Genomic DNA, 26,593 nt, shown 5'->3' with positions numbered 1-26,593 from the left:
TGGTTGTCGTGACAAAAAAACATACACCTCCAAATAAATAAAGTAACCATACGAATCATTAAGTTGTAAGCGCCCGTTCATTAACCATAAACTAAAAAACCGGCCGTCCTGCCCACTTGTGAATAATTATAACCGATTTACCTGCCTATGACAACAAGTGGTACTGCTCGCTCAGAATATTATATGCAAATTCTGGCGACACATGCAAAAACCGGCAGCATTCGCTGCCGGTCCAAATTTACTGTAAAACACCGATTGATTGCATTACCTGCTTAAGCTGCTGCGTCTCACCCGCAGTGGGTGATATTAACGGCAGCCGCAGGGGACCTGCGTTAATGCCGATAATATTTACACATTCTTTAATCGGTATCGGATTAGTTGTAATAAAAATGGCTTTGAAGAAAGGCATAAGTTCAAGATGTATTGCTTGTGCTTTGGCTATATCTCCGGCAAAAAAAGCGGTTATCATCTCTTGCATACGCTTGCCGACAATATGTGCAGCAACACTAATTACCCCATTGCCGCCTACGCCTAAAAGCGGTAGTGTCAATCCATCATCACCACTATACACTAAAAAGTCGTTCGGCGTTATCCGGATAATTTCAGAAATTTGATCTAAGCTGCCACTGGCTTCCTTGACTGCTACAATATTGTTAATTTCCGCCAGCCGGGCAATCGTTGCCGGTAAAATATTAGAAGCAGTACGACCGGGAACGTTATATACAATAAGCGGCAACCCCGTTGAGTCGGCAATAGCTTTAAAATGCTGATAAAATCCTTCTTGCGGCGGTTTATTATAATAAGGACCTACAAGCATAGCTCCATGTACACCAATTTTTTCGGCTGCCTGCGTCATATCAATCGATGCTCTGGTATCATTTGAACCGGTTCCCGCAATGACGGTAGCACTGTCCCCCACTGCATCCAATACCGTCCTGAATAATTCCAGCTTCTCATCCTTTGAAAGAGTAGCCGCTTCCCCGGTACTGCCGGCCACAACAATGCCGTCAGAACCATTAGCTACAAGGTATTTCGCCAGTTTCGCTGCTTCATTGTAATTTACGCTGTAGTCAACATTAAACGGGGTTACCATCGCGGTTAAGACTCGTCCGAAATTCCTCATGATACTCTCCCCTTATTAATTTGATAAACCAAATTTTTCATGAAGCGACTTAACAGCGGCTCCAACGTCACTTTGGGGTACAAGCGCTGAAATGGAGGTATGCGAGTCTACGGTTTGCAAAATAGCAATCTTATTACGTGATAGAGCTTCGATAAAGTTTGCCATAACTCCGGGAACTTCACGCATTCCGCCACCAACTACCGACACTTTCGCACAGTTTTCCAAGATTTCGATATGATAGCCTTGCTGCTTGAGTTTGGTTGAAGCCTGCTCTACGTGCTCAGCAGTAATGGTGAACATAATTTGTCCCGGATGGACATTAATTAAATCAACACTAATATCACTTTCAGCCATAGTTCTAAACACGTTAAAGCTGCTGTCACTTCCCATGGTATCGTCAAGATGAACTTTAAACTGGGCAATATTGGTCAGGTAAGTTACCCCTGTAGCCACTCTGTCAACTACCGCAGCTTCACTGGTATCCTCTTGGGCAATATTGGTGATAAGTGTGCCGGGAGCATCACTAAAGGTGGATTTTACTACCAGTGGAATATTTTTTTGCATGGCAATTTCCACTGCCCGGGGATGAATAACCTTAGCCCCTTGATGCGCCAGTTGACACACTTCACCATAGCTTATGCAATCAAGGATTTTAGCATTCTCTACAATTCTTGGATCAGCGGTCATGATGCCGTCAACATCGGTATAGATTTCTATCATTTCCGCATTGAGCGCTGCACCTAACGCCGAGGCAGTTGTATCACTGCCGCCACGTCCCAAGGTAGTAAACTCACCTTCATCAGTCATACCTTGGAAACCACAGACAACAGGGACTTTTCCTTGTTTTAACAGGCTAAGTATCCGTGTTGGATCACATTTTAAGATACGGGCGTCAGTAAAGTTATCATCTGTGGTAATGCCTGCCTGCCCGCCTGTTAACATAACAGAAGCCATACCGGCAGCCTGCAAAGTACCGGCCATAACTACAGCTGAAATCATTTCACCGCAGTACATAATCTGATCCAGTTCCCGGGCCGCAATCCCTTTATACACCGAACGTGCGACGCTAAGCAGCGTATCGGTGGCATAAGGAGCTCCCTGGCGCCCCATTGCCGATACCACAATTACCGGATTGAAGCCCTGTTCCCGCGCCTTCTCAATTTTACGCAGAACCAGTTCCCTCACTTCGGGTGACGCTACAGATGTGCCCCCGAACTTCTGGACAAGTATTCGCATTTTGTACACCTCAAATTAAGTTATGCTCAATCATATACTCGGCAATTTGCACGGCATTAAGAGCTGCACCTTTTCGAATCTGATCGCCTACTACCCACATATTCAGCCCATAAGGAACCGTTTTATCCGGGCGGATACGACCAACGAATACCTCATTGCGGTCAGAAGTATATAAAGGCATAGGATACAGCATTTCTGCCGGATCGTCTTGTACAATAATGCCTGGGAATTCAGCCAATAGCTGTTTTGCCTCTTGCGGGGACAGCGGACCGTCCATTTCTATGTTTATTGATTCAGAGTGACTGCGATATACCGGTACTCTTACGGTGGTCGCAGTGATTCCGATAGAATAATCATTCAATATCTTATGAGTTTCATGTACCATTTTCATTTCTTCTTTAGTGTAATCGTCCTCAACAAAGACATCAATATGTGGCAACAGATTAAAGGCTATCTGATAATGTTTGGGCAGACTGGCACTTGGCAATATATTAGCTTCTACCGGACGGTTTTCCATAATGGCCTTAACCTGATCTGTCAGTTCGTCAATAGCCTCCTTGCCGGCGCCAGAGACTGCCTGATAGGTTGATACAACAATCCGCTTTATTTTGGCAGCGTCATAAATAGGCTTCAAAGCCATAACCATAATAATAGTTGAACAGTTAGGGTTGGCAATAATTCCTTTGTGCTTTTTTATGGCCTCAGGATTAACTTCCGGCACTACCAAAGGCACTTCCGGGTCCATGCGAAAGGCACTGGAGTTATCAATAACAACAGCTCCCCGTTTAGCAGCTTCAGGTGCCAGTGTTTTACTGATCGAACCGCCGGCAAACAAAGCAAACTGCACGTTGTTAAAAGCCTCTGGTGTTGCTTCTTCAACTATGTAACTTTTTCCCATAAATTCTATGGATTTTCCGGCTGATCGTTCAGATGCCAACAATTTTAATTCATTAAACGGAAATTTGCGTTCTTCAATAAGTCTTAAAAATTCCTGCCCAACTGCTCCAGTTGCACCTACAATTGCTACATTATACTTTTTCATGTAAGCCACTCCCCCAAGCTTTTCACATTATTTTGTACTACTATACAAGACTTTAGTCCATTATATGTTCAAGGCCAACTATTAGCCCATCCACAGTCAGTACCTTTTTACAAGCCAGTACAACTCCCGGCATAAAGGATTCGCGGGATATTGAATCATGGCGAATGCTAAGCGTTTGTCCTAAACCACCAAAAATTACTTCCTGATGGGCAACATAGCCTGGCAAGCGAACACTATGCAGCCTAATTCCCGCTAATTCGCCCCCACGCGCACCAGGCAGTTTCTCAGTCTCCCGGGGATGACCCTGACGCATTTCACCTCGCACACTGGCAATCATCTCCGCCGTCCTCAGGCCGGTGCCGGAAGGTGCGTCAAGTTTTTGATCATGATGCATTTCGATAATTTCGACATGCGGTAAATACTTAGCAGCTTCTTGCGCCAGTTTCATCATGAGAATTGCACCTATGGAAAAATTAGGAGAAATAATTGCATTAACTTTAGAAGCTGTACATAATTTACGGAGCTCATTAATATCGGCTTCCGCTAAGCCGGTAGTTCCAACTACCGGGCACACACCGTTTTTAATTGCCAGTTGAGTATTATTCATAACTGCTTCAGGATTAGTGAAATCAACCATAACTTGTGGTTTTGTCTCATTGATAACCGTAACCAGATCATTGCCTACAGTTACTCCTGTTTTGCCTGCACCGATAATATCCCCTACATCGGCAAAATCTGAGTTAATATCCATCGCACCAACTATACTTAACTGCTGGTCCTCATGAACTGCGCGCAGTACTTCCCGCCCCATTTTGCCATAAGCTCCACATACCATTACTCTTATCAAACGCTGTCCACCTCCTATTAAGATAAAGCAGACTTAGCTTCAGGTGGGGTTTTAACCCCATCTGAAGGTTAGTCGCCCTTATCCTGGGATTTAGCTGCTCTTAACTCCCTTTTGAAAAAGGGAGTCCTAGAGCGGGTTAATCTCAGGGAAAAACCTTCGCTTTTGCCAAATCCTTAGAAAAGTCAAAGGCATAAACATAAAGCAGCCGGTGAGTGCATTTCTCGCCGGCTGCCCTAAAGACAGCATTGGTCTAACCTTAGGAAAATACAAACGTATATTCCTCTGATCAGATGAGATAGCACTCCACCAAGTAATGGTGACAGTCTTAAACCTGTTTGATATAAGACCAGTAAAAGAGACTGGCAGTCCTGCTTTTACTTCGGCGGTTGTCCCTTTCCTTCCAGCTCATCGACGCCGCTCTCCCTGAAAGTACTGTTAACTCCCGCACCTCTACTTCATCCTGTATAGGATGTTGCTTATTCATTTTATACACATTCTATACCAAAGGTTCCAACGTTGTCAAATAAATATTATAAAATAGTGTATTTTACGGTCTAAGCAGGAAAAACCACCGACAAGTTTCTTATAACCATCATATTACTGAGGCGCGGGCGGCCGTTATATATAAGCGGAGTTAAACGCCGGCGGCGCTGTGTTGTATAAACTGAGTAAAAACCGGGGGATTCCCCCGGTTTTTTTTAGCTTAATGCGTGAGTTTCGACATCCTTGGCACCATTTTGGCGAAGGATCTGAGCCGCTTGGTTAGCCTTAGCTGCATCGGCGCGGATAATAGTCAAAATTCCCCCTTGCACTACATGCTGCTCATAGCGTTTTCCCACCTCAGCGGGAATGCCCCAGTCAATCAAACCACCGGCAATACCACCGGCCACAACCCCGCTTAAAGCAGCTGCAATCGGACCGGCAGCAACAATTGGCCCTACTCCGGGAATGGCTAAAGCACCCGCTCCCAGCAGCAAACCGCCAATTCCGCCTAAGGTGCCACCTGTAAGAGTACCATCGGTAATGTCATCTTCAAAAGATCCATCACCTTGGGTGTTTTTTGTGTTTTTGTTCTTAGAAACAATGTTGATTTCTTCTGTTGTAAAGCCTTGCGCCCTGAGGGAATTAACCGCTTGCTCCGCATTATTCCGGCCATCAAACACGCCGATTACACTTTTAACCCCCTGAGTATTTCCCTGAGCTGACTGAGTTACCTGATTTCCCTGCATGGTGCCTGCCGTCATTTGATTGGAAGTGGCCGCCGGCTGGGCACCTGTATTGGCATTGAACATGGCATTGCCTGCCTGTCCTGTAGTTTGGTTCATCGCCTGATTATTAACATTACCTGCTATTTGATTGCCACCATTGTTACTGTTTGTTGTCTCCATCAATAAAGCCTCCTAACATTAGTGTGATATACAATCTAATGTTAGGTTGACCATGTATAAGTTTTTTATTCCCTAAACGTAGAATACATTCGTTCATAAGCATTATTCAAATCAACAATAACAACCTCGTCACCAATCCGTTTGATGGCCTGCCAGGGTATTGTGGTTATCTGACCATCCCCTAAAAAGTTAAAGAGGGATCTTCGTTTGGGTAATACCAAGCCGCCAATAACCCCTGTCCGACTGTCAAAAGTAATTTCACATTCACCGATTATGCCCAACCGGGCTCCATCACCCAAATTAATAACTTCTTTTCCGGCCATTTCACTTATCCGCATATCCTCACCCACTTAATTACCAAATAGTCTACTAAAAAGCGGCTGGATAACCGCCATAGCAATCGACGTCATAGCCAACGGATCAAACGAAAGTATCCCGACCGTTATTTTCTCAGGCAACTCAAGTTTCAGGAAGGAAACCACCATTACCATCGAAAGATATACCCCGCCGGCAGTAGCTACTAAATCCTGTACAGCGGTGGAAAAAGGTGATGGCTTGGGTTCCAGCAAAGGTGCGCTGTCCAATAAGGTACGAGAGCGACAGACACGCAGCCAAACCGATCCCATAAGGAGAAGAATAATGAGTACCAACGCCGCCCATGTATACATCGTATCCCCCCTAACCGGCTTCTACCAATGTATATGGCGCTTTAGACTAAAATATGAACGAAAAATCAGCCCGGCTTCACTCGCCGGTACTGCCTAAGCCACCTGACCGGACAGCGGCAGCACAATCATTATCTGTCTTTAAATACTTATAAAAAATTCCCTGAGCTATTCTAGTCCCTGCTCTGATTGTCAAAGGCTCGGTACCATGATTAAATATGCCAACCAGAATATGTCCCTCATTGTCCGGATTATTATAATAATCGGCATCAATAATTCCTTGCCCATTGATTAAGCTCAAACTATGTTTAATGGATAAACCGGAACGGATGTGAATACCTAAATATTCATCCTCCTGCATATAAGCTTTGAGGCCTGTCGGAATCAAGGCCACCTTTCCGGGATATAAAGTAGTTTCTTGAGCGGCGGCAATATCATAGCCGGCACTTAATCCGGTCTTGCGTACAGGCAAAATTACATTACAGTCCTTATATTGGGTAATTACCTCAAACCCTCTTGTCATACTATTCCCCTTTTAAATCCTAAAGTTCGTATTAATTTTTGCAGAATCAACAGGCCCCAGGGCAGTAAAGCACAATTGCTTGGCAGTAAGCATCTGCTCAATCATCTGATTGACATCGGTTAACGTTACCCTGTCAATTTTACCGACAACTTCGTCTAAGGACACAAATTTGCCTAAAGTAATTTCCAGTTTGCCAATACGGGACATCCTGCTGCTTGAACTTTCCAGTCCCAGCAGCAAATTTCCCTTTATTTGCTCTTTGGACTTAGTTAACTCTTGTTCACTGATTCCTTTTTCTTTGAATTCTCTTAGGTTTTCCAGAATCAGATCTAAAACCTGATTTACATTGCCTGGCCGGGTTCCGGCATAGATAGTGAATAAGCCGGCATCCCGGTAATTAGTTTGATAGGAATAAATGGAATAGGCCAGTCCCCGCTCTTCCCGGATAGATTGAAACAGCCTGGAGCTTATCCCGCCGCCTAAAATATTATTCAGAATATGAACAGGATATATTTCCGGGCTGTCTTGTGGCACACTTGCTGTACCTAAACACACATGTACCTGCTCTATGTCTTTGCTGACAATGGTTTTCGCCGGAGCAAACGCCGGAGCAGTGATTGCCAGATTTCGGCTTTGGCCTTGCATTTGACCAAAATAATTTGCTGCCAACTGTACCAAAGCATCATGGCTTATATTGCCAGCTGCAGCAATAACCAAATTATCCGGTGTATAGAAATCCTGATAATATTTTTTCACTAACGCCTGGTCAAAGCATTCTATCGAAGCAAGTGTGCCTAAAATATTCCGGCCAAGCGGATGAGCCGGCCAGATAGTATCTAAATGAATATCATGAACCAATTCATCAGGTGTATCCTCATACATATGTACTTCTTCAAGTACTACCTGACGTTCCCGCTCAATGTCATCTTCGGCAAATTTGGACCGTAGCAGCATATCGCTTAAAATATCCATCGCCAGCTCGGCATGCGAGTCTAACACTTTTAGATAATAACAAGTGCACTCTTTGGCGGTAAATGCATTAAGCTGACCACCTACAGCATCCACCGTCTCAGCAATATCCTTGGCCGACCGCCGGGCGGTACCTTTAAACATCAAATGTTCAATAAAGTGAGAAACACCATGATTTTCTTCGTTTTCAAACCGTGATCCGGTAGCCATCCATACTCCCATGGTGACTGATTTAACATACGGAATAGTCTCCGAAACAACACGAACCCCATTAGGTAACACTGATTTTCGGTACATACAGTCTCCTTTTCCTCAAGCCAAAGTTAAAGCTTCCACCAGTATGCCTGGGAGAAAATCTTTATCATTTCACATACCTATTATAATGCAATTTATCAAAATAAGCATATTCCTTATTATACCTAAATTCAATAAAGAAAAAAACAGAGATAACCGGCTAAACTTCAGATTGACCAAAATCAATTGAAGTTTAGCCTGCTTTATCTCTGTTTACAGAAACTAATTTATCCGATGACTAACCCGCTCTAAGACTCCGCTTCACAAGCGGGAGACCCCTATGGGCACAGGCGAGCGGCTAAGTCCCTGGATAATTCCGACTAAGATTCAAATGGGGTTAAAACCCCATTTGAATCAAGTCTCCATTTATAGAATTAGTTAGCAAAGTAGCTTACTATCCCATCGAAAATACCCTGAGCCATTTTATTGCGGTAACTGTCTTCCTGCAGTTTACGCGCTTCGCCGGCGTTTGTCACAAATCCCATCTCAACTAAAATACTAGGCATGCTGGTGTTGCGGAGAACGTGGAAGGTTGCCGGCGATGTACCTTTATCTACAGCACCTGTCGCTTTGACAATACCGTTTTGCACTTTAAGTGCAAGCTGGGAAGACTTGCCGCTGGGATAAAAGGTCATTGCTCCGTAAATGGCAGGATTGGGATTAGAATTGGAATGGACACTAACAAATATATCAGCCTTGTTAGCTTCGGCAATATTTACCCTTGCGGCTAATTCCTGTCCAAGCGAGCTGCCCTCGGCAGCTACGGTGCGGTCAGTTTCTCTGGTCATAACTACTTTGGCGCCGGCGCTTGTCAGCTTGTCCCGCAATTTTTTGCTGACAGCTAAGTTATTATCCGATTCCCGGGTATTGTTGGCTACCGCCCCAGGGTTGCTGCCGCCATGGCCTGGGTCGACAACAATGACTTTGCCACGCAATACACCGCTGCTGCCGGTAACAGAACTGCCGTCTCCGGACGGAAGCGGTGTCACTTTTACCGGACTATCCGGCGAAGTTGTTGCCGCCTTGCCGCCATCAAAAATATTCAGTATTGGGCCAAGAATTTTATCAAATAAAAAACTAAAAAGCTTTTCAAAGATATTAGATCCGCCAGAGCTGCCGCCGCCATCTGTTCCGGGAACAGTCGAAGCCCCCAGAGTGCTGACAACACTATTTAAAGATGCCGCATGGCTAACTTGTACAGGTGCCACGACATTAAATACTAAAACGAGAAGCATAGCTATAATCATTATTTTTTCTTTATACACAACAAACCTCCTGTGTCGTTTATTAGTTGGTTATTTGCGGAACTTGTCCCTCAATACCGGCCACACTGCCGGGTCTTCTTCGCCAAGTTTCCACATGGCGGCACCGGCAATATCATACTTGGTAATAAGTGCCAGCTTGTGTTTCAAGCTTTCGCTATTTTCAAACCAAACCGTATGCGCTGTACCGTCTGTTGCGGTATAGCTAAAATGAGGAGATTTAGCTGTGTCATCCCACTGCACGGTTTTACCATAACGCTGAGCTAAATCCATAATAGCGTCAAACTCTAATGACTGGACTCCTTGTGCCGACCAGTCATAACCATAAGCAGCAATGCCAAGATAGAGTTTATCTTTAGGAATAGATTTCAACGCATATTTTAAGTTGTTTTCCACCCAGCGGATATCAGCAATCGGCCCCGGGCCACTCCAGGCACCGTGATTATCGTAAGTCATGATCATAATTTTATCAGCATATTTGGCTAACTCGGCGTAGTCATAGGCAGCCGCCACATCATTGTTCTCATCCTGTTTAGGAAAAACATCAATGGAAACAATATATCCCTGCGGTTTGAGGCGGCCATAAAGCTCACGCATAAAGGCCGTTAAAAGATCACGGTCTTTTGCCGGCACCATTTCAAAATCAACATTGATACCATCCAGATTGTACTTTTTAATATAGGCTTCAAAATTATCAATCGCTTTGGTTCTAAGAGCAGGGTTTGCCAGAACAGTATGCACCGGTGGCGCGTTATCCTGTTTAGCGTTATTCACCAACAGCAATACTGCCACATCTTTCTGATGAGCAGTGTTAACCACAGCTATATGGTCATTGCCACCCCGGTCGGTTAGTGTGCCATCGGCCTGCATGGTAGCCCAAAAAGGCGCAATGGTCTTAATTACATCAGCATTTTGAACCATAGAGTTATACGAGGAAGTATCTTCCCCCCACCATTCAGCATAAAACCCGACAAACTCTTTCGCTAAGTTGGTCTTTAAGCCATTATCGGAACTATTGTCTTGAACAGCTGCATCTGGGCTGGCAGCATTTCCCAGGACTTTACCCAGGAACAGACCAAGGATAATATCAACTACCCCCTTGCCTGCACTCACGCCACTCGTCCCGCCGGACTCAGCAGTCCCGGCAGCCTGTCCTAATATATCAGATACGGAAAAAGCATGTGCCGGCATAACCGGCAGCATAAAAGTCGCCATAACAGTCATCATGACTAACCAAGCCGTTGCCTGCTTATACTTTTTCATCAGCTACCTCCATCCCAGCAGATAAGTTGTCTTATCCTGCTTTTAGAAAGCCATGCTTTCTGTTAAAGCAAGCATAATAACTACATGTTACTTTTTTATGTAAACACATAGTATCACATTTATTGCATTTGGTCAATAAAAAAGCAGGCTTTCGCCTGCCTGTTTTTACGGTTTTAGTATATCAGATACCGTAGTTATTGTATATCCGCGTTTTTGTATTTCCTCAATAAGACTGGGAAGAGCCTGGGCGGTAGGCGCGGTTGGATGCATCAAAATAATGGCGCCGTTATGAAGCTTTTTCAATACCCGCTCCTTAAGTATTTCCGGCGGCGGCCGCTTCCAATCGACCGTATCAATGCTCCACATGATCGTAGTGTACTGTAATTCCTGCGCAGCCAGCAATACTGTATTGTTATACTCACCATAAGGTGGCGCGTACAGGTTTGTTTTTATGCCGGTAAGATTGTTCACTAATTCTTCTGTTTTTATGATTTGCTCTTTGTTTTTCTCTTTGCTTAGGTTGTTAGGGTGCGGGTGGCTATAGGTATGGTTACCCAGTTCATGTCCTCTATTGGCTAAATCCTTCAGTATTTCAGGATATTTATTAGCCCAGCTGCCGCCAATAAAAAAAGTGATGTGAATATTATTTTTATCCAATGTCTTAAGCATATCGGGGAGGTATTCTTCGCCCCAGAATACATTGCAAGCAAATGCCACTTGCGGCCGCGACTGATTTCCCTGAAAAATGGGCGGCGGTACAGTCGTCAGTTGGGTAGTAGCCAGCAGCGGCTGGAGCAGGCCTGATAACATAGCTATTGTCAAAAAGACACCAATAGAAAAATACACATACCACTGGCGAATTTTTCCTACCATTATCATTTTACACTGCATAACAATCAACTCCTGCCTAATACCCCGCATCACTTAAATAGTGAGGTGACGCAAGGTACTATCTACTCGCTCACATATAGTACAGTGTATTAATGGTGCCAGTCATTTATGAGCAAAATTAAAAGACTTGGCTGCTGCCAAGTCCCTAAATTGTTTGACCGATATGGTATTATTCGCCGACTTCAGGGCGGTTTTCCTTTGGCGGTTCTGCTTTTAACAACTCTTTACGCGACAGATTAATACGGCCTTGGCGGTCAATTTCTGTAACTTTAACCATAATTTCATCGCCAATCTTAACAACATCTTCTACTTTGGCTACCCGTTCGCGCGCAAGCTGTGAAATATGGACAAGGCCTTCTTTCCCAGGCAGAATCTCGACAAATGCACCAAAGTTCATGATGCGGGTGACTTTACCCGTATAGGTGGTACCAACTTCCACGCTGCGTACCAGGCTTTCAATTATACTCACTGCTTTTTGACCGGCCTCAACATCAACGGCGGCAATAAATACTTTGCCATCATCCTCAATGTCGATGGTCACGCCTGTTTCCTCAATAATCTTTTTAATAATCTTACCGCCTGGTCCAATGACATCGCGAATTTTGTCAGGATCAATTTCCATCGTAATAATGCGCGGTGCAAACGGCGAAAGTTCTTTTCTCGGTTCAGCAATAGCTTCAAGCATTCTGCCCATTATATGCATGCGTCCCCGCCTGGCCTGAGCCAGCGCATCTTCAAAAATTTCCTTCGTAATGCCGGATATTTTCATATCCATCTGCATAGCTGTTACACCTTTTGCCGTACCGGCTACTTTAAAGTCCATATCACCCAGTGCATCTTCCATGCCTTGAATATCTGTCAGGATCGTATAATGATCCCCTTCTTTAACCAGACCCATGGCTACACCGGATACGGGAGCTTTAATCGGCACACCGGCATCCATTAATGATAATGTACTGCCGCATACGCTGCCCATAGAGCTTGAGCCATTGGATTCCAGCACTTCTGACACTAACCGGATGGTATAAGGAAAATCAGTTTCTGAGGGAATTACAGGCAGCAAGGCTCTCTCAGCCAGTGCGCCATGACCAATCTCGCGACGGCCCGGACCGCGTGAAGGACGAGTCTCACCTACGCTGAAGGAAGGGAAATTATAATGATGCATATAGCGTTTGGATTCCTCGACACCAAGCCCGTCAAGAATCTGTTCATCCCCGATGGCTCCCAGGGTGGTTATCGTGAAGACTTGCGTCTGTCCGCGAGTAAACAAGCCTGACCCATGAGTACGTGCCAAAAGGCCTACTTCACAAGTAATAGGCCGTACTTCTTCAATCTGGCGGCCATCTGGACGGATTTTATCAACGGTAATCATTTTCCGTACAATTTCTTTGAGAATTTTTTGGAACATGTAATTAATGTCTTTTTCATTATCAGGATATAGCGAAAGGAAATGTGCCACAACTTCATTTTTAATCTGTTTGATATTTTCCTCACGCGTATGCTTATCCGAATTAACTACAGCTACCTTTAACTGTTCTGTTGCAAACTGCCGCATAGCTGCATCAATATCGGCAGGGACTTCATATAACGGTTTTTCCTTTTTCGGTTTACCGATTTTCGCAATAATATCTTCCTGGAAAGCAACTATTTCTTTGATGGCTTCGTGACCAAATAAAATTGCTTCAAGCATGGTTTCTTCCAGCAGTTCATTGGCCCCTGCCTCAACCATTAAAATGGCATCTTTGGTACCTGCTACGACTAAATTAAGCTCACTTTTTTCCTGCTCTTCCACCGTGGGATTCAAAATAAGCTTGCCGTCAAGCAGCCCTACACGCACACCGCCAATTGGCCCGTTAAAACCAATATCAGATACGCCTAAAGCGCAGGATGCACCAATCATTGCCGGGATATCCGGCGGGTTGTTCTGATCTACCGACATGACAGTAGCCACAACGTGAACATCGTTTCTCAGCCCATCGGCAAATAACGGTCGAAGCGGCCGGTCGATTAAGCGTCCGGCTAAAATGGCGGCTTCGCTTGGACGCCCTTCCCGTTTGATAAAGCCACCGGGAATTTTGCCAACCGAATATAAGCGTTCTTCATAATCAACAGTCAATGGGAAAAAATCAATGCCCGGCCGCGGCTCGGCCGACTGAGTCGCAGCCACAAGCACAGCCGTGTCACCGTAACGTACCAAAACGGCACCGCTGGCTTGTTTAGCCATTTTACCTGATTCAATGACCAGGGTACGGCCACCTAATTCCATCTGGAATTTCTCCATATTTTGTTTTCCTCCTCTGTTAAACCCCTTTTCTTTTAGCAAAGATTAACTGTTCGACATTTTTCTTATTATTCCCTTTTTTATTTTTCTTTAACCTGGAAAATAAATAAAAAAAAGCGGAAAATCCGCTTTTTCTATTTCCGCAAGTTGAGTTTTTCCAAGATTGAACGGTAGCGTTCAATATCATTTTCACGCAGATAGTTTAAGAGACCTCTGCGCTGACCAACCATTTTTAATAGACCGCGACGGGAATGGTGGTCTTTTTTGTGTTCTCTTAAATGTTCTGTCAAATAATTAATGCGCTCGGTAAGAATCGCAATCTGAACTTCCGGTGATCCGGTATCATTCAAGTGTACACGATATTTTTCAATAAGTTTCTGTTTGTTTTCAGGTGTCAACACGATGGTTCACCTCCTTTTACGTAGCTTTACCCCCATTAGCCAAGACATCGCCGGAGACTCGACTATCCTCGCTATGGTTATATGTGATTTAATCACTAAAATATATACTAACATAAAGATTAACACATGTAAACCTTTATAGCGCTTTAAAAGTAATTTTTTCGCGCAAAATTGATATCATTAGCCATTTGCTGTTTTAGTTGCTCGATGGAATTAAAAGCAATCTCACCGCGAATTCGGTCAAGAAATTGTACCTGAAGATGTTCTCCATAAATCAAACGGTCAAAATCCAAAATATGGATTTCAATCCGGCGGGATTGCCGCGTGAAGGTAGGATTATTGCCAATATTGGCTACTGCATTAAATTTTTGGCCGGACTTATCTATGGCATACACGGCATAAACTCCGTCAGCGGGAACCAGCAAGCCTTGGGGAATAGCCAAATTAGCGGTAGGAAAGCCTAATTTATTACCCCGCTGGTCGCCTTTGATAACTTCCCCGGTGATGGTTACGAAGCGGCCAAGCAAAACAGCCGCCTGTTTGACTTCACCCTCTTTAATTAATTGCCGGATAACAGTACTGCTCACAACAGTACCTTCGATATCAACCATATGTACCACATCGACGCTGAACCCGTGAAGAACGCCAGCCTTTTTCAACATGTCCGACGTCCCTGCCCCCCGATACCCATAGGTAAAGTTTTCTCCGACTATCACATGTTTCAGCTTAAGGTTGTTGACCAGCATTGCAACGAAACTCTCAGGCGTCAGTTGTAAAAGCTGACTTGTAAAGGGGATATTAAATAAAATATCAACTCCCAGGGCTGCAATTAAATTAACCTTTTCCGGGTTGGTTATAATGAGCGGTGGACAATGTTCTGGATTAATAACATTTAGAGGATGATTGCTAAAAGTAAACACAGAGCTCAAGCAGTTTTCGTTTTTCGCCAGCTCGACAGTACGTGAAATGATTGCCTGATGTCCAACATGAACACCATCAAAAGTTCCTAACGCCATATAAATGCCCGGATATTGATGTATGTCTTTTATCTGTGTAAATACTTCCATAGTTTCTCTGTTTCTCCTCGTTACCGCCTTACAGAAGGCTTGAGCGCAATACCTGGCAAGCGCTAGCTATAGCCTTCCTATCAGGGCAAAAATTATAAGGGGTGACTTTTGCTAAGAAAAATCGCTGGAGTGGCGCGCAAAATTTATAAATTCTGTTAGGCAAGCCAATAGTCCGGAACGCTACCGGTCCGGACTTAATATTTTAACTGGCGTTAGTAGCGACTGACCTTCGGCCCCGCTTATTTTCCGTCCAATGCCAATGAAAGTTTTCTGCCAGTCGTAGATTGTAACCAAATCCAGGGCATTTGCCTGACAGCAGATACTGCGTCCATTTTTTACAGCATTAGAATCTTGTTCAGATAATATCACAGCGGGAAAATGAGTAAGAACACTATCAGGCTTTTGGACGGCTTTTTCCTTGAGTAAAGCAATTTCTTCAAGGGTTAAAGACTGTTCCAGACAAAAATTACCGACACGGGTTCTTACCAAAAAACTCATGACTGCCAAACAATTCAATTTACGGCCAATATCAGCACATAATGTCCGAATGTAGGTTCCTTTAGAACAGGTTACATCAAACACAAGGCCTGCTTCATGCTCTGCCACCAATGCAATAGCATGGATCATAATGGTTCGAGGTTTCCGCTCAACTACCTGACCGGCACGAGCCAGCTCATACAACTTTTTACCGCCAATTTTCACCGCTGAATACATGGGGGGAATCTGTTCGTTAACTCCGATAAACGCTGCCAGCGTTTCCCTTATTTGTATTGACGACGGCCTTGTGTACGGACTGCTGGCAATAATTTGACCTGTATCGTCACCGGTATCTGTTTCAAACCCGAAGGTAAGTTCAGCACGGTAATGCTTGTCTGCGTCTGACAGATACTCAACAAGTCTGGTTGCATTACCTAAAAAGATTGGTAAAACGCCAGCTGCCGCCGGGTCCAGCGTACCGGCATGACCGACACGTTTTATACCATATAAGCGGCGAATAAACGACACCACGTCATGAGATGTCATCCCTGGCGGTTTAAGTACATTAATCACACCACTGTGCATCATGCAATAAAACCTGCAGCTAATTGTTTTCTTGCTGCCTCGACAACCAATGTTTTAGCACGGTCAAGCGGCTCAGCTACCGTACACCCCGCCGCCCGCGCATGCCCTCCACCGCCAAAAGAAAGGGCCAGCTTGCTTACATCTGCTGTCTTTGAACGCAGACTTACCCGCACACTATTATCATCTGCTTCCTTAAACATAATGGCTATTTCAACCCCGTCAATGTTACGCGGATAATTAATAAAGCCTTCTGTGTCATCCTTAAGTTTGGTTATTGCATCATAGTTTAACACGATTGTAGCTATGTTCCCGGCATCGCCGCAATCGATGATCTCAAGCGTCTCAAGCACTTTGGGCAGCATTTCAATAACAGCCCTTGGTTTGGTTTCAAGACGTTCGGAGATAACATGGGGCTGAGCACCCAGTTCCACCAATTCCGCCGCAATTTTGAGGGTTTGAGCTGAAGTATTGGCATAGCGAAAAAAACCGCAGTCAGTGGCTATGGCCGTAAACAATGCTTCAGCCATACTTGGCGTGATATTGGCATTTACTTCTTTAAATATCTTGAAAATAATTTCGCCGGTAGCGGCCGCCTGACTATCAATATACCAATAATCGGCAAACTTGACGTTGGATATGTGATGATCCAGGTTCAGTATAGGGGCTTTTATAACCTCACTTACCTTCCCAATTCGCTCCAGATCACTGGCATCAAGCACTACCAGTAAATCGGCGGTATGGACAATACCTTCAGGCTTTTCTACCTTCTCCCAGCCGTGGAGAAAGTAGAAAGCCCGAGGAACTTCATCATCAAGCAGGATTCTTACCTGTTTGCCCTGCGCTGACAGAAAGCTGTAGAGGGCAAACAGCGACCCTAACGCATCACCGTCCGGATGAACATGAGCAGTCAATATGATGTTGTTGGCTTTATTTAACAGCGTAGCGCTGTCTGCAATCGACACTTCCATCGGTGTTACTGGTTGCCTTCTTCCTGCTTAATTTTCAAGATGAGCTCCTGAATTCGCGCACTATATTCTAAGGTTTCATCAAGGTGTAGTGATAATTCCGGCGTACATCTCATCCGGATGCGTTTGCCGATTTCGGCACGCATATAGCCTAAGGCTTTAGTTAATCCAGCCCAGGTTTCAGCCTTTTGTTCATCACTGCCCATAAGGCTGAGATATATTTTAGCACTACGAAGGTCACCGGTGGCTTCCACCCTGGTAACTGTTACAAAGCCTATCCGGGGATCTTTGAGATCTGTCAGGATTATCTTGCTAATTTCCTGTTTGATAAATTCCTGCACCTTTTCTACCCGCAGTTGTCCCATAATAATTCCTCCGCTATCTACAACATCATTAAGCGCGCGGTGCGACTTCTTCCATGGTGAAGGCTTCAATGATATCGCCTTCTTTAATATCGCGGAACTTTTCAACAGTTATGCCACATTCATACCCTTGTGCGACTTCTTTGACATCATCTTTAAAACGCCGCAATGATTCGAGTTTTCCTTCATGAATAACAATGCCGTTTCTCAAGATCCGCACTTGGCTGGTACTGGTGATTTTTCCTTCCGTTACATAGGAGCCGGCAACCACTGCTTTAGGGATAGAAATTACCTGGCGTACTTCTACATGTCCCAAAACGACTTCTTTAAACTCAGGAGCCAGCATACCGGTGATGGCAGCCTCTACATCATTAATGGCTTCATAGATAACCCGGTAGGTTCTAACGTCGATTTTTTCAGTGTCTGCCGCTTTGCGGGCATTACCGTCAGGTCGGACATTAAAACCAATGATCAGGGCGTTAGAAGCGGCTGCTAACATAACGTCCGATTCATTAATGGCGCCGACACCGGCATGAACGATATTTACTCTCACTTCATTGTTCTTGATATTTACCAGTGATTGACGCAGAGCCTCAATCGATCCCTGAACATCGGCTTTCACTACAATGTTAAGATCTTTTAAGCTTCCTTCCTGGATTTGCTTAAATAAATCATCCAGTGAGACCTTCTGCGACTGCTTGATATCTTCTGTACGTTTTTTGGCCACACGTTTTTCAGCCACAGCCCTGGCAGTTCGCTCGTCAACTGCCACTAAAATATCACCCGCCTGGGGAACATCGGCCAATCCCAATACTTCTACCGGTGTAGAGGGTTCAGCCTTCTTAATTTTTTCGCCACGGTCATTGGTCATTGCCCGCACTTTACCATAAGCGGTACCGGCAATGATGGTATCACCGATTCTAAGCGTACCTTTTTGCACAAGTACGGTTGATACCGGTCCCCGCCCTTTATCAAGTTTGGCCTCAATAATGGTTCCATAAGCAAGACGATTGGGATTTGCCTTAAGATCAAGCATTTCCGCCACTAATAAAATCATTTCCAGAATGTCGCTGATACCTGTCTTTTGATGGGCTGAGACCGGAACCATAATAGTGTCGCCGCCCCAGTCCTCAGGTATTAACTGATGTTCTGCCAATTGCTGCTTGACCCGGTCTGGGTTTGCACCCGGACGATCTATTTTGTTAATGGCAACAATAATCGGAACTTTTGCCGATTTGGCGTGATTGATAGCTTCTATCGTTTGAGGCATAACACCGTCATCAGCGGCAACAACCAAAATGGCTATATCAGTTACCTGAGCGCCGCGCGCGCGCATGGAAGTAAACGCTTCATGGCCCGGAGTATCCAAAAAGACAATCTTTTTGCCCTGACACATTACCTGATAAGCACCAATATGCTGGGTAATCCCGCCAGCTTCCTGCGATGTCACATGGGTTTGCCGAATAGAGTCTAACAGTGAGGTTTTGCCATGGTCAACATGCCCCATAACCGTAACAACCGGTGGACGATGAACCAAATCTTTTTCATCATCTTCAATCTCCGGAATTTCTGTCGGATCTTCTTCCGGCGGAATAGCTTCAACAGTGACGCCAAATTCACCGCCTAAGATAGTGGCTGTATCGAAATCGACTTCCTGATTAATACTGACCATGGTTCCCAGCATCATCAGCTTTTTAATTACTTCGCCTGCTTCCCGGCCCATTTTGCCGGCCAGGTCTTTTACCGTAATTGATTCGCCAATTTTGATGCTCTTAGGTTTTGGCATCTCAGCTTTCGGCGGAGTAAACTGATTCCTGCCGGCCTGGTTTCTGTGCTGGCCGGAACGTTGCTGCGAATTCCTATTCCCCTGCCCGGGGCCACGGCGCGAATTATTATTGGTCGAACGGCGATTATTATTTTGAAACTGTGAATTTTGCTGTCCCTGTGGCCTGTTATCCGCCCCAGAAGCCGGATTCGGCTGCTGGCGCTGCTGCCCAGACTGTTGCATAGGAGTCTGTGGCCTTTGCGGTGGACGCTGCTGCTGGTTATTAAAGCCGGGTCTGTTCTGTTGCTGCTGGTTATTGGTACCCGGTCTGTTCTGCTGTTGCTGATTATTATAGCCCGGTCTATTTTGCTGCTGCTGATTACTAAAGCCCGGCCTGTTCTGTTGTTGCTGATTATTGAAGCCCGGTCTGTTTTGTTGCTGCTGGTTATTATAACCCGGTCTGTTCTGTTGCTGTTGGTTATTATAACCCGGTCTGTTCTGTTGCTGTTGGCTATTGGTACCCGGTCGATTCTGCGGCTGCTGGCTATTGGTACCCGGTCGATTCTGCGGCTGCTGGCTATTGACACCCGGTCTGCTCTGCGACTGATTGCTGCGGACCGGTCTGTTCTGTTGCTGCCCACTCTGATTCGGCCTGTTTGACGGCTGGTGAGAATGAGCAGCCGGTACGGCATTAGCGGCTGCAGGCTGCGATACCCGTTGTTCAGCCGGTGCGGCAGGCTGGGATGACTGCGCAGTGCGGACAGGCGTACCCGGATTAGGCTCTCCTGTTTTACGGGCAAACGTTCTATCAATTGCGACCTTTGCATCCTCATCAACACTGCTCATATGATTCTTGGCAGTAATATTATGGCGACCTAAAATATCTATAATAACTTTACTGGTAGTATTATATTCTTTGGCTAATTCATATACTCTGTATTTGGACATTGATCCACCCCCATTTTCTTTCTCCCCCACGGATAAAATCGACTTACCTTGAAGTGAGGTTTTACTCCTGCCACAAGGTTAATCTCCTCAATCCCGGACTTCCCGCTTTACCTCCCACTTGCAGAAGCTGGAAGTTCGAACAGGTCAGTCAGCGGAGATATAGCTTACTCTTCTAACGCCCGGACTAACGGTTTGACAAAACCATTATCGGTAATGACCACTGCCGCCCGTAGTGCTTTGCCGATTGCACCACCCAGTTGTTCTTTTGACAAGGCATAATAGATAACGATATCCCTGGATTCTGCTTGATACTGATACTCTTTTTTCGTAGCATCAGATGCATTGTTTGCCACAATCAGCATTCTGGCCTTGCCTGATTTGATAGCACCCTGAACCGCAAAATCACCTGAGACTATCTTGCCGGCCTTCTGCGCCAATCCCAGAAGCGACATAAGGTTCTTTTCGTTCATTCGGTAACCCCGGCCCTCAGCGCATTATAAACAGCTTCATCAATCTGATGTTTAAGCGCCTTTTCCAGGCGTTTTTCCTTAAAAGCTTTTGTCAAACATTGCTCACACGGGCACATATACGCACCCCGTCCGGCTTTTTTGCCGGTAGGATCAAGTATCACTTCTCCGTCCGGAGTTCTGACCACCCGCAGCAATTCTTTTTTTGATTTCATGGTCTGACAGCCAACGCACATTCTAAACGGAATCTTTTTGGCTTTCACTCAAACTCCTCCTGCGCTGAGCTTAATGGTGAAACTGATGCCTGAGCTGCTTGTGATTCACTCTTAATATCAATTTTCCAACCAGTAAGCTTAGCTGCCAGTCGTGCGTTCTGTCCTTCTTTGCCAATAGCCAGTGAGAGTTGATAGTCTGGAACAACTACTCTTGACATTTTTTCCGCTTCCTGAATATCTACAGAAAGTACTCGGGCAGGACTCAAGGCATTGGCTATATATTTTGCCGGATCAGCATTCCATTTAACTATATCTATTTTTTCGCCTTTTAACTCGTTAACAATAGTCTGTACCCGCATACCTTTATGGCCTACACAGGAACCTACAGGATCCACTGTCTCATCACGGGAGTAGACGGCGATCTTCGATCGTAGGCCGGGTTCCCTGGCTACTGATTTTATCTCAACAACCCCATCGTGAATTTCAGGCACTTCCAGTTCAAACAAGCGCTTCAATAATCCTGGATGGGTTCGGGATACAAGTATTTGGGGCCCTTTGGTGGTTTTCTTTACTTCTACTATATAGGTCTTCAATCTGTCGGCGTGTTTATATATTTCATCAGGAATTTGTTCAGAAGGTGCTAAAACAGCTTCCGCTTTGCCCAAGTCAATAAATACATTTTTTTGTTCAATTCTCTGAACAATACCTGTTACAATATCACTTTCCCGATTGGAAAATTCCTCATAAATCATACCCCGCTCGGCTTCCCTAATACGTTGCACAACAACCTGCTTAGCTGTTTGTGCTGCAATTCTGCCGAAGTTTTTGGGCGTAACTTCTAATTCAACCACATCTTCAAGCTCATAGCGCGGATCAATAGCCTTAGCTTCCTTTAAAGACAGTTCAAGACGTGCATCACTTACATCCTCAACCACATTCTTCCGGGCATAAACATGTATTTCACCGGTAGTTCTATCCAAAGAAACTCTTACATTTTGTGCCGAACCGAAGTTACGTTTATAGGCTGAGATCAAAGCGGCTTCTATGGCATCAAACAAAACTTCCGGCGCAATGCCTTTTTCTTTCCCCAATTGTTCAAATGCCTGCATAAATTCAGCGTTCATACAATTCCCCCCTATTCAATTGTTGCTAAAACTCTATATGTAATCTGATCTGCGCAGCTTTTTCCCGCGGAATATTCACAATTTGTCCCGCGATATCAATCCGGACTTCTCCATCAATTAAACCAAGCAGGTTTCCCACAAGCACTTTTTGTCCATTAATGGCCTCATAGGTTTTTACTTCTACCTTATCACCGGCATGACGGACAAAATCACGCTCCTTTTTGAGCGGACGATCAAGACCGGGGGAAGATACTTCAAGATAATAATGATCTTTAATCAAATTACTTTCATCCAGCTTAGCCTCAAGCTGCTCGCTCACCCATTGACAATCATCAATCTCAATACCTGATTCTTTATCCAAGAAGACTCTGAGATACCAGTCGTGCTCTTTTACATATTCAACATCAACCAATTCAAGCTTACTATCGGCAATAATGTCGGAAACAAGTTTTTCAACAACTGATTCTATTTTCTCTTTAGACATGATTTTTATAACACCTCCGCTTCAACGGCTCAAGCCGGCCGCAACAGTTCCTGCTTTTTATTCTTGCCTAATCTCTTACCCCTCATACCCTAAGATTGATTAGTGCTGAAATACGATGAAAGAGTGGGTGCCGGTACCCACTCTTAAAAAGTCAAATACTTTTATACTGCAATTATTATACCATTAAAATGGTAATCTTACAACCGACTTAATCAATTTTAATTATCAGGCAAACAATTGAGTTTGGTCACTGTCATCAAGCCCCTCTAAACATCCATGGGTTTTCAGAATATCAATAACAGTTTTCGAAACCCGGCTGCGGGACCGCAGATCTTCAATTGATGAAAAAGGCTTACCCTGCCTGGCAGCTACAATGTTTTGGGCAGCTGATACTCCTACTCCCTGCAAAGATCCCAGCGGCGGCAAAAGACCATTGTCCACCAGCTGAAATTTTGACGCATCTGATTGGTATAGGTCAACCCGCCGAAAGCCAAAACCGCGCAAATACATCTCATATGCCATTTCCAAAATGGTATGAGTGCTTTTTTCTTTAGCCGACAAAGCATTGCCCTTTTCTTCCAGCGCCGTAAGCTCAGCCTTAATTGCTTTATCACCTTTGACGATTAAATCAGCATCAAATTCAGTGGCTCTAACCGTAAAATACGAGGCGTAAAAGGCCAAAGGATGATGTATCTTACAATAGGCTATCCGGAAGGCCATCATAACATAAGCCACAGCATGCGCTTTGGGAAACATATATTTTATTTTTTGACAGGACTCTATGTACCACTCAGGAACGTCTTTGGCCCGCATTTTCTCAACATCATCAGGTTTTACGCCTTTTCCTTTACGTACGCCTTCCATAATTTTGAAAGCCACCTGCGGATCAACGCCTTTATGGATGAGATAAACCATAATGTCATCCCGTGCAGAAATGGCTTCTGACAATTTTGCCGTGCCATTTCTGATAAGGTCTTGCGCGTTATTGAGCCACACGTCAGTACCATGGGAAAAACCGCTTATCCGCACCAATTCACTAAAGGTCTTAGGCTTGGTATCTTCCAGCATTTGCCGCACAAACTTAGTGCCAAATTCCGGTATGCCGAAAGTAGCAACCGTACTGCCCAGTTGTGCAGGGGTAAGCCCTACAGCCTCTGTTGAGGAAAACAGGCTCATTGTTGTCTGATCATCAAACGGGATGGTTTTTGCATCAATACCGGTTAAGTCTTCCAGCATTTTTATTACTGTCGGATCGTCATGGCCCAGAATATCAAGCTTGACCAACCGGCTGCTGATCGAATGATAATCAAAATGGGTGGTAATTGTCGAAGAGTTTTTGTCATCTGCCGGATATTGAATCGGCGTAAAATGATGCACATCCATATCCCGCGGCACAACCATAATTCCGCCCGGATGTTGTCCTGTGGTTCTTTTTACACCGGTACAACCGTCAAGCAAACGGTTTATGTGGGCATTACGAGCCACTTGGCCTTTTTCATTTAAGTAATTTTTAACAAAGCCGTATGCTGTTTTTTCAGCGATTGTGGCAATGGTGCCTGCTCTAAATACATTATCACGACCAAACAACTCTTCTGTGTATTTATGCGCCACCGGTTGGTAATCACCGGAAAAGTTAAGATCAATATCGGGAACTTTGTCGCCATGAAAGCCCATAAACACCGCAAAGGGAATATCATGCCCGTTTTTCTCCATCCTGATTTGACAGTGTGGACATTCTTTATCCGGCAGATCAAAACCACCGCCATAACTGCCGTCGGTTATGAATTCACTGTATTGACAGTGTGAGCAGCGCCAATGCGGCGGCAGGGGATTTACTTCGGTTATCCCTGTCATGGTAGCTACAAAGGATGAGCCGACAGAGCCCCTTGAGCCTACAAGATAACCGTCATCCATTGATTTTTTCACAAGCTTATGCGCAATCAGATATAATACGGCAAAACCATTATTGATTATCGAGTTAAGCTCATATTCAAGGCGTTTGGCCACAAGTTCGGGAAGCGGAGTTCCATAGAGCGATTCGGCCTTTTGATAGGACATGAGCTTGATTTCTTCCTCAGCACCGGGAATCTGCGGTGAATATAATTCCTCGGGAATGGGTTTGACCGATTCGATAAGCCCATTAATCTTAAGCGGAGCTTCTACCACTACTTCATAGGCTTTATCGGTTCCGAGGTAATTAAACTCTGCCAGCATCTCGGCCGTTGTCCGGAAAAAAAGCGGCGGCTGCTTATCAGCGTCATCATACCCCTGTCCGGCCATGAGGATGCGGCGGTATATTTCATCTTCCGGATTTAAAAAATGCACGTCACAGGTGGCAACTACTAATTTTCCCAGTTTGGCACCAATGGTGCAGACCTGCCTGTTGATGTCGCGCAGCCCTTCTTCATCGGCAATTTTTCCTTTTCGCAGTAAAAATTCATTATTACCTGTAGGCTGAATCTCAAGATAATCATAATAGTTGGCAATCTTAATTAATTCTTCTTCACTGGCACCTTGAACCATAGCATGAATTAATTCACCGGCTTCACACGCTGAACCTAATAATAGTCCTTCCCGGTGTTCATCCAGTATAGCCCGGGGAATACGCGGTGTACGGTGCAAATACCGCAAATGGGATATCGAAACCAGTCGATATAAGTTACGAAGTCCGATATTGTTTTTCGCTAAAATAATAATATGGCGGGCTTGGTTAATATCATCCTCAAAGAGATAGCCTTCCATACCATAAATCACTTTAATGCCGGCACTAACAGCCTCTTCATATGCCTCGGGAAAGGCTTGGACCACCCCATGGTCGGTAATGGCAATGGCCGGATGCCCCCATTTTGCCGCTGTTTTTATCAGGCTTTTGGCAGATACAACAGCATCCAGCGCACTCATGCGGGTATGGGCATGCAGTTCAACCCGGCGAACAGGTTCATTGTCCTGGCGTTCAGGGGCTTTTTCCGCCCGGCACATGCTGTCGGCAAACAATGTTAGTTCATTGGCAAATTTATCATATTGCACAGTGCCCTTAACGGTCACCAGCATCCCCTTCTTAATCAGCCCGCTAGTCTTATCGAATTGCTCTTTATTATCAAAAAATACTTTGCCGCTAATACCATCAGTCGAATCAACAAGGTCAAATGTCAGCAGAAAACGCCCCGACTTTAACTCCTTCAATTCATGATTAATGATTTGCCCGGTAAGTATTACGTTGCGTGCTTCTTCCTGGATGGCATTTATCGGTTGCCCAGCACCGGCAGCGCCCCGAATGTTGCGGCCAAATATAATAGGACTATCACTTGCTTTAGGTTTATCCTGCGGCGACGCTGCTTCTGTGAGAGCTTCCCGGTATTCAGGCGTTAACAGCGCATCATCACATTCAACTGTTTCTTCAATAATTGAATGGATAAACCTGACCTCAGAGCTACGGCCAAACTCTTGCAGGATAAAGGACTTAATCGCCTGTTCCACCCCACGCTCAGCCAAAATAGCCGTTGACAAACCGCCCATAGTTTCAATGGTAAGGGTTTCTTCGTCATAAGACCAGGAGTCGGAGGCACTTAATAGTAAATGTTTTGTACCATAATGTCCCCGTGCAACCTGTTCAACAAATTGGGACCAATTCTCAGTCAGATACTGTTTTACATCCCTGACCTGCTGGCTAAAAATAACGTTAGCTAAACCGCACTGCTGACACAGCTGTGCCGCCAGCGTATCAAGCGCCTGCCCGGCAACAAGTTTGGCTGTAGTTATATGTATTGCCCAGGTCTTTGCACTGGGATTTACTTCCACTTTTTTAACTTGAGCTGTTTTTAATAGTTGCTGACTAGCCGAATCCAGCGGTAGCCGCTCCACAAATTGAAAAAAGCTTTGGCAATTTTCAGGTATAACACAATAACTAGGCATTTAACCTCTCCCCATCAATAACAGGTCACAGATATTC

Annotated in this window: 25 protein-coding genes, 1 pseudogene and 1 riboswitch; of the genes and pseudogenes, 1 reads left to right on the top strand and 25 read right to left on the bottom strand. The window is 44.9% G+C overall.

Features of this window, described 5'->3' with window-relative positions; translation table 11 throughout:
• Positions 1-238: 238 nt before the first annotated feature.
• The 19 genes from dapA to infB all read right to left on the bottom strand — a co-directional run bounded on the left by dapA (position 239) and on the right by infB (position 19,427).
• Positions 239-1,123 (bottom strand): 4-hydroxy-tetrahydrodipicolinate synthase, encoded by an 885-nt coding sequence (dapA, locus tag SPSPH_RS08880; RefSeq protein WP_075755176.1) that lies wholly within the window; start codon positions 1,121-1,123, stop codon positions 239-241.
• A gap of 15 nt (positions 1,124-1,138) precedes the next feature.
• Positions 1,139-2,359, bottom strand: coding sequence for an aspartate kinase (gene dapG, locus SPSPH_RS08875; protein ID WP_075755174.1), 1,221 nt, complete (start codon positions 2,357-2,359; stop codon positions 1,139-1,141).
• A 10-nt stretch (positions 2,360-2,369) separates the two neighbouring features.
• Entirely contained in the window at positions 2,370-3,401 is a 1,032-nt protein-coding gene (locus tag SPSPH_RS08870; protein WP_075755172.1) for an aspartate-semialdehyde dehydrogenase, read from the bottom strand.
• 52 nt (positions 3,402-3,453) lie between these two features.
• Entirely contained in the window at positions 3,454-4,248 is a 795-nt protein-coding gene (gene dapB, locus SPSPH_RS08865; RefSeq protein WP_075755170.1) for a 4-hydroxy-tetrahydrodipicolinate reductase, read from the bottom strand.
• A 288-nt stretch (positions 4,249-4,536) separates the two neighbouring features.
• A riboswitch (Lysine riboswitch) is annotated at positions 4,537-4,709 on the bottom strand.
• Positions 4,710-4,946: 237 nt separating this feature from the next.
• Positions 4,947-5,636: a general stress protein gene (locus SPSPH_RS08860; protein ID WP_075755168.1), complete on the bottom strand. Its 690-nt coding sequence runs from the start codon at positions 5,634-5,636 to the stop codon at positions 4,947-4,949.
• A gap of 65 nt (positions 5,637-5,701) precedes the next feature.
• Positions 5,702-5,974, bottom strand: a complete 273-nt coding sequence (locus SPSPH_RS08855; RefSeq protein ID WP_075755166.1) for a YlmC/YmxH family sporulation protein — start codon at positions 5,972-5,974, stop codon at positions 5,702-5,704.
• A gap of 12 nt (positions 5,975-5,986) precedes the next feature.
• The gene (locus tag SPSPH_RS08850) at positions 5,987-6,304 is read right to left on the bottom strand and encodes a hypothetical protein (RefSeq protein ID WP_075755164.1); all 318 of its coding nucleotides are present in this window, start codon (positions 6,302-6,304) and stop codon (positions 5,987-5,989) included.
• Positions 6,305-6,380: 76 nt separating this feature from the next.
• A complete protein-coding gene (locus tag SPSPH_RS08845) occupies positions 6,381-6,824 on the bottom strand; it encodes a deoxyuridine 5'-triphosphate nucleotidohydrolase (RefSeq protein ID WP_075755162.1) in 444 nt (147 codons plus the stop codon).
• Positions 6,825-6,836: 12 nt separating this feature from the next.
• Positions 6,837-8,090: a M16 family metallopeptidase gene (locus SPSPH_RS08840; protein ID WP_075755160.1), complete on the bottom strand. Its 1,254-nt coding sequence runs from the start codon at positions 8,088-8,090 to the stop codon at positions 6,837-6,839.
• Between the two features lie 371 nt (positions 8,091-8,461).
• Positions 8,462-9,352 carry an N-acetylmuramoyl-L-alanine amidase family protein gene (locus SPSPH_RS08835; RefSeq protein WP_075755158.1) on the bottom strand — a complete coding sequence of 297 codons (891 nt, stop codon included), beginning with the start codon at positions 9,350-9,352 and terminating at the stop codon, positions 8,462-8,464.
• A gap of 30 nt (positions 9,353-9,382) precedes the next feature.
• Positions 9,383-10,612: a glycosyl hydrolase family 18 protein gene (locus tag SPSPH_RS08830; RefSeq protein ID WP_075755156.1), complete on the bottom strand. Its 1,230-nt coding sequence runs from the start codon at positions 10,610-10,612 to the stop codon at positions 9,383-9,385.
• Between the two features lie 165 nt (positions 10,613-10,777).
• Positions 10,778-11,503: a polysaccharide deacetylase family protein gene (locus SPSPH_RS08825; protein WP_223225981.1), complete on the bottom strand. Its 726-nt coding sequence runs from the start codon at positions 11,501-11,503 to the stop codon at positions 10,778-10,780.
• A 169-nt stretch (positions 11,504-11,672) separates the two neighbouring features.
• Positions 11,673-13,784 carry a polyribonucleotide nucleotidyltransferase gene (locus SPSPH_RS08820; protein ID WP_075755154.1) on the bottom strand — a complete coding sequence of 704 codons (2,112 nt, stop codon included), beginning with the start codon at positions 13,782-13,784 and terminating at the stop codon, positions 11,673-11,675.
• A 134-nt stretch (positions 13,785-13,918) separates the two neighbouring features.
• Positions 13,919-14,185 (bottom strand): 30S ribosomal protein S15, encoded by a 267-nt coding sequence (rpsO, locus tag SPSPH_RS08815; protein WP_075755152.1) that lies wholly within the window; start codon positions 14,183-14,185, stop codon positions 13,919-13,921.
• A 146-nt stretch (positions 14,186-14,331) separates the two neighbouring features.
• Positions 14,332-15,252: a bifunctional riboflavin kinase/FAD synthetase gene (locus SPSPH_RS08810; RefSeq protein ID WP_075755150.1), complete on the bottom strand. Its 921-nt coding sequence runs from the start codon at positions 15,250-15,252 to the stop codon at positions 14,332-14,334.
• A gap of 180 nt (positions 15,253-15,432) precedes the next feature.
• Complete coding sequence (truB, locus tag SPSPH_RS08805) at positions 15,433-16,317, bottom strand: tRNA pseudouridine(55) synthase TruB (protein WP_233138750.1); 885 nt, start codon at positions 16,315-16,317, stop codon at positions 15,433-15,435.
• Complete coding sequence (locus tag SPSPH_RS08800; RefSeq protein ID WP_075755148.1) at positions 16,314-17,282, bottom strand: DHH family phosphoesterase; 969 nt, start codon at positions 17,280-17,282, stop codon at positions 16,314-16,316. The genes truB and SPSPH_RS08800 overlap by 4 nt, the downstream gene beginning before the upstream one ends.
• 5 nt (positions 17,283-17,287) lie before the next feature.
• On the bottom strand, positions 17,288-17,644 hold the full coding sequence (rbfA, locus tag SPSPH_RS08795; protein ID WP_075755146.1) for a 30S ribosome-binding factor RbfA: 357 nt from the start codon (positions 17,642-17,644) through the stop codon (positions 17,288-17,290).
• A 28-nt stretch (positions 17,645-17,672) separates the two neighbouring features.
• Positions 17,673-19,427: a translation initiation factor IF-2 gene (infB, locus tag SPSPH_RS08790; protein ID WP_416341267.1), complete on the bottom strand. Its 1,755-nt coding sequence runs from the start codon at positions 19,425-19,427 to the stop codon at positions 17,673-17,675.
• Between the two features lie 237 nt (positions 19,428-19,664).
• Between infB and SPSPH_RS23525 the strand changes: the two genes are divergently transcribed.
• On the top strand, positions 19,665-20,066 hold the full coding sequence (locus SPSPH_RS23525; RefSeq protein WP_422397040.1) for a hypothetical protein: 402 nt from the start codon (positions 19,665-19,667) through the stop codon (positions 20,064-20,066).
• A 147-nt stretch (positions 20,067-20,213) separates the two neighbouring features.
• Here the strand turns inward: SPSPH_RS23525 and SPSPH_RS23520 are convergent.
• From SPSPH_RS23520 to SPSPH_RS08765, 6 genes and pseudogenes are all read right to left on the bottom strand, one after another.
• Positions 20,214-20,354: pseudogene (locus SPSPH_RS23520) on the bottom strand (translation initiation factor IF-2 N-terminal domain-containing protein); the annotation flags it as partial.
• Between the two features lie 164 nt (positions 20,355-20,518).
• Complete coding sequence (locus SPSPH_RS08785; protein ID WP_075755142.1) at positions 20,519-20,824, bottom strand: L7Ae/L30e/S12e/Gadd45 family ribosomal protein; 306 nt, start codon at positions 20,822-20,824, stop codon at positions 20,519-20,521.
• A complete protein-coding gene (rnpM, locus tag SPSPH_RS08780) occupies positions 20,821-21,084 on the bottom strand; it encodes an RNase P modulator RnpM (RefSeq protein WP_075755140.1) in 264 nt (87 codons plus the stop codon). Before rnpM ends, SPSPH_RS08785 begins: the two co-directional genes overlap by 4 nt.
• Entirely contained in the window at positions 21,081-22,160 is a 1,080-nt protein-coding gene (gene nusA / locus SPSPH_RS08775) for a transcription termination factor NusA (RefSeq protein ID WP_075755138.1), read from the bottom strand. The genes rnpM and nusA overlap by 4 nt, the downstream gene beginning before the upstream one ends.
• 25 nt (positions 22,161-22,185) lie before the next feature.
• Positions 22,186-22,644, bottom strand: coding sequence for a ribosome maturation factor RimP (rimP, locus tag SPSPH_RS08770; protein WP_075755136.1), 459 nt, complete (start codon positions 22,642-22,644; stop codon positions 22,186-22,188).
• Positions 22,645-22,869: 225 nt separating this feature from the next.
• Positions 22,870-26,556 (bottom strand): PolC-type DNA polymerase III, encoded by a 3,687-nt coding sequence (locus SPSPH_RS08765; protein ID WP_075755134.1) that lies wholly within the window; start codon positions 26,554-26,556, stop codon positions 22,870-22,872.
• Between the last annotated feature and the right edge of the window lie 37 nt (positions 26,557-26,593).

Origin of the sequence: Sporomusa sphaeroides DSM 2875 (genome assembly GCF_001941975.2) — a bacterium.
GTDB classification, from domain to species: domain Bacteria; phylum Bacillota; class Negativicutes; order Sporomusales; family Sporomusaceae; genus Sporomusa; species Sporomusa sphaeroides.
This window is presented reverse-complemented; position numbering and strand designations above follow the sequence as displayed.

Coding starts and splice junctions, on each gene's coding strand:
- dapA (WP_075755176.1), bottom strand. CDS start 1,123: ATGAGGAATTTCGGACGAGTCTTAACCGCGATGGTAACCCCGTTTAAT.
- dapG (WP_075755174.1), bottom strand. CDS start 2,359: ATGCGAATACTTGTCCAGAAGTTCGGGGGCACATCTGTAGCGTCACCC.
- SPSPH_RS08870 (WP_075755172.1), bottom strand. CDS start 3,401: ATGAAAAAGTATAATGTAGCAATTGTAGGTGCAACTGGAGCAGTTGGG.
- SPSPH_RS08860 (WP_075755168.1), bottom strand. CDS start 5,636: ATGGAGACAACAAACAGTAACAATGGTGGCAATCAAATAGCAGGTAAT.
- SPSPH_RS08855 (WP_075755166.1), bottom strand. CDS start 5,974: ATGCGGATAAGTGAAATGGCCGGAAAAGAAGTTATTAATTTGGGTGAT.
- SPSPH_RS08850 (WP_075755164.1), bottom strand. CDS start 6,304: ATGTATACATGGGCGGCGTTGGTACTCATTATTCTTCTCCTTATGGGA.
- SPSPH_RS08845 (WP_075755162.1), bottom strand. CDS start 6,824: ATGACAAGAGGGTTTGAGGTAATTACCCAATATAAGGACTGTAATGTA.
- SPSPH_RS08840 (WP_075755160.1), bottom strand. CDS start 8,090: ATGTACCGAAAATCAGTGTTACCTAATGGGGTTCGTGTTGTTTCGGAG.
- SPSPH_RS08830 (WP_075755156.1), bottom strand. CDS start 10,612: ATGAAAAAGTATAAGCAGGCAACGGCTTGGTTAGTCATGATGACTGTT.
- SPSPH_RS08825 (WP_223225981.1), bottom strand. CDS start 11,503: ATGCAGTGTAAAATGATAATGGTAGGAAAAATTCGCCAGTGGTATGTG.
- SPSPH_RS08820 (WP_075755154.1), bottom strand. CDS start 13,784: ATGGAGAAATTCCAGATGGAATTAGGTGGCCGTACCCTGGTCATTGAA.
- SPSPH_RS08810 (WP_075755150.1), bottom strand. CDS start 15,252: ATGGAAGTATTTACACAGATAAAAGACATACATCAATATCCGGGCATT.
- truB (WP_233138750.1), bottom strand. CDS start 16,317: ATGATGCACAGTGGTGTGATTAATGTACTTAAACCGCCAGGGATGACA.
- SPSPH_RS08800 (WP_075755148.1), bottom strand. CDS start 17,282: ATGGAAGTGTCGATTGCAGACAGCGCTACGCTGTTAAATAAAGCCAAC.
- rbfA (WP_075755146.1), bottom strand. CDS start 17,644: ATGGGACAACTGCGGGTAGAAAAGGTGCAGGAATTTATCAAACAGGAA.
- infB (WP_416341267.1), bottom strand. CDS start 19,427: ATGCCAAAACCTAAGAGCATCAAAATTGGCGAATCAATTACGGTAAAA.
- SPSPH_RS08785 (WP_075755142.1), bottom strand. CDS start 20,824: ATGAACGAAAAGAACCTTATGTCGCTTCTGGGATTGGCGCAGAAGGCC.
- nusA (WP_075755138.1), bottom strand. CDS start 22,160: ATGAACGCTGAATTTATGCAGGCATTTGAACAATTGGGGAAAGAAAAA.
- rimP (WP_075755136.1), bottom strand. CDS start 22,644: ATGTCTAAAGAGAAAATAGAATCAGTTGTTGAAAAACTTGTTTCCGAC.
- SPSPH_RS08765 (WP_075755134.1), bottom strand. CDS start 26,556: ATGCCTAGTTATTGTGTTATACCTGAAAATTGCCAAAGCTTTTTTCAA.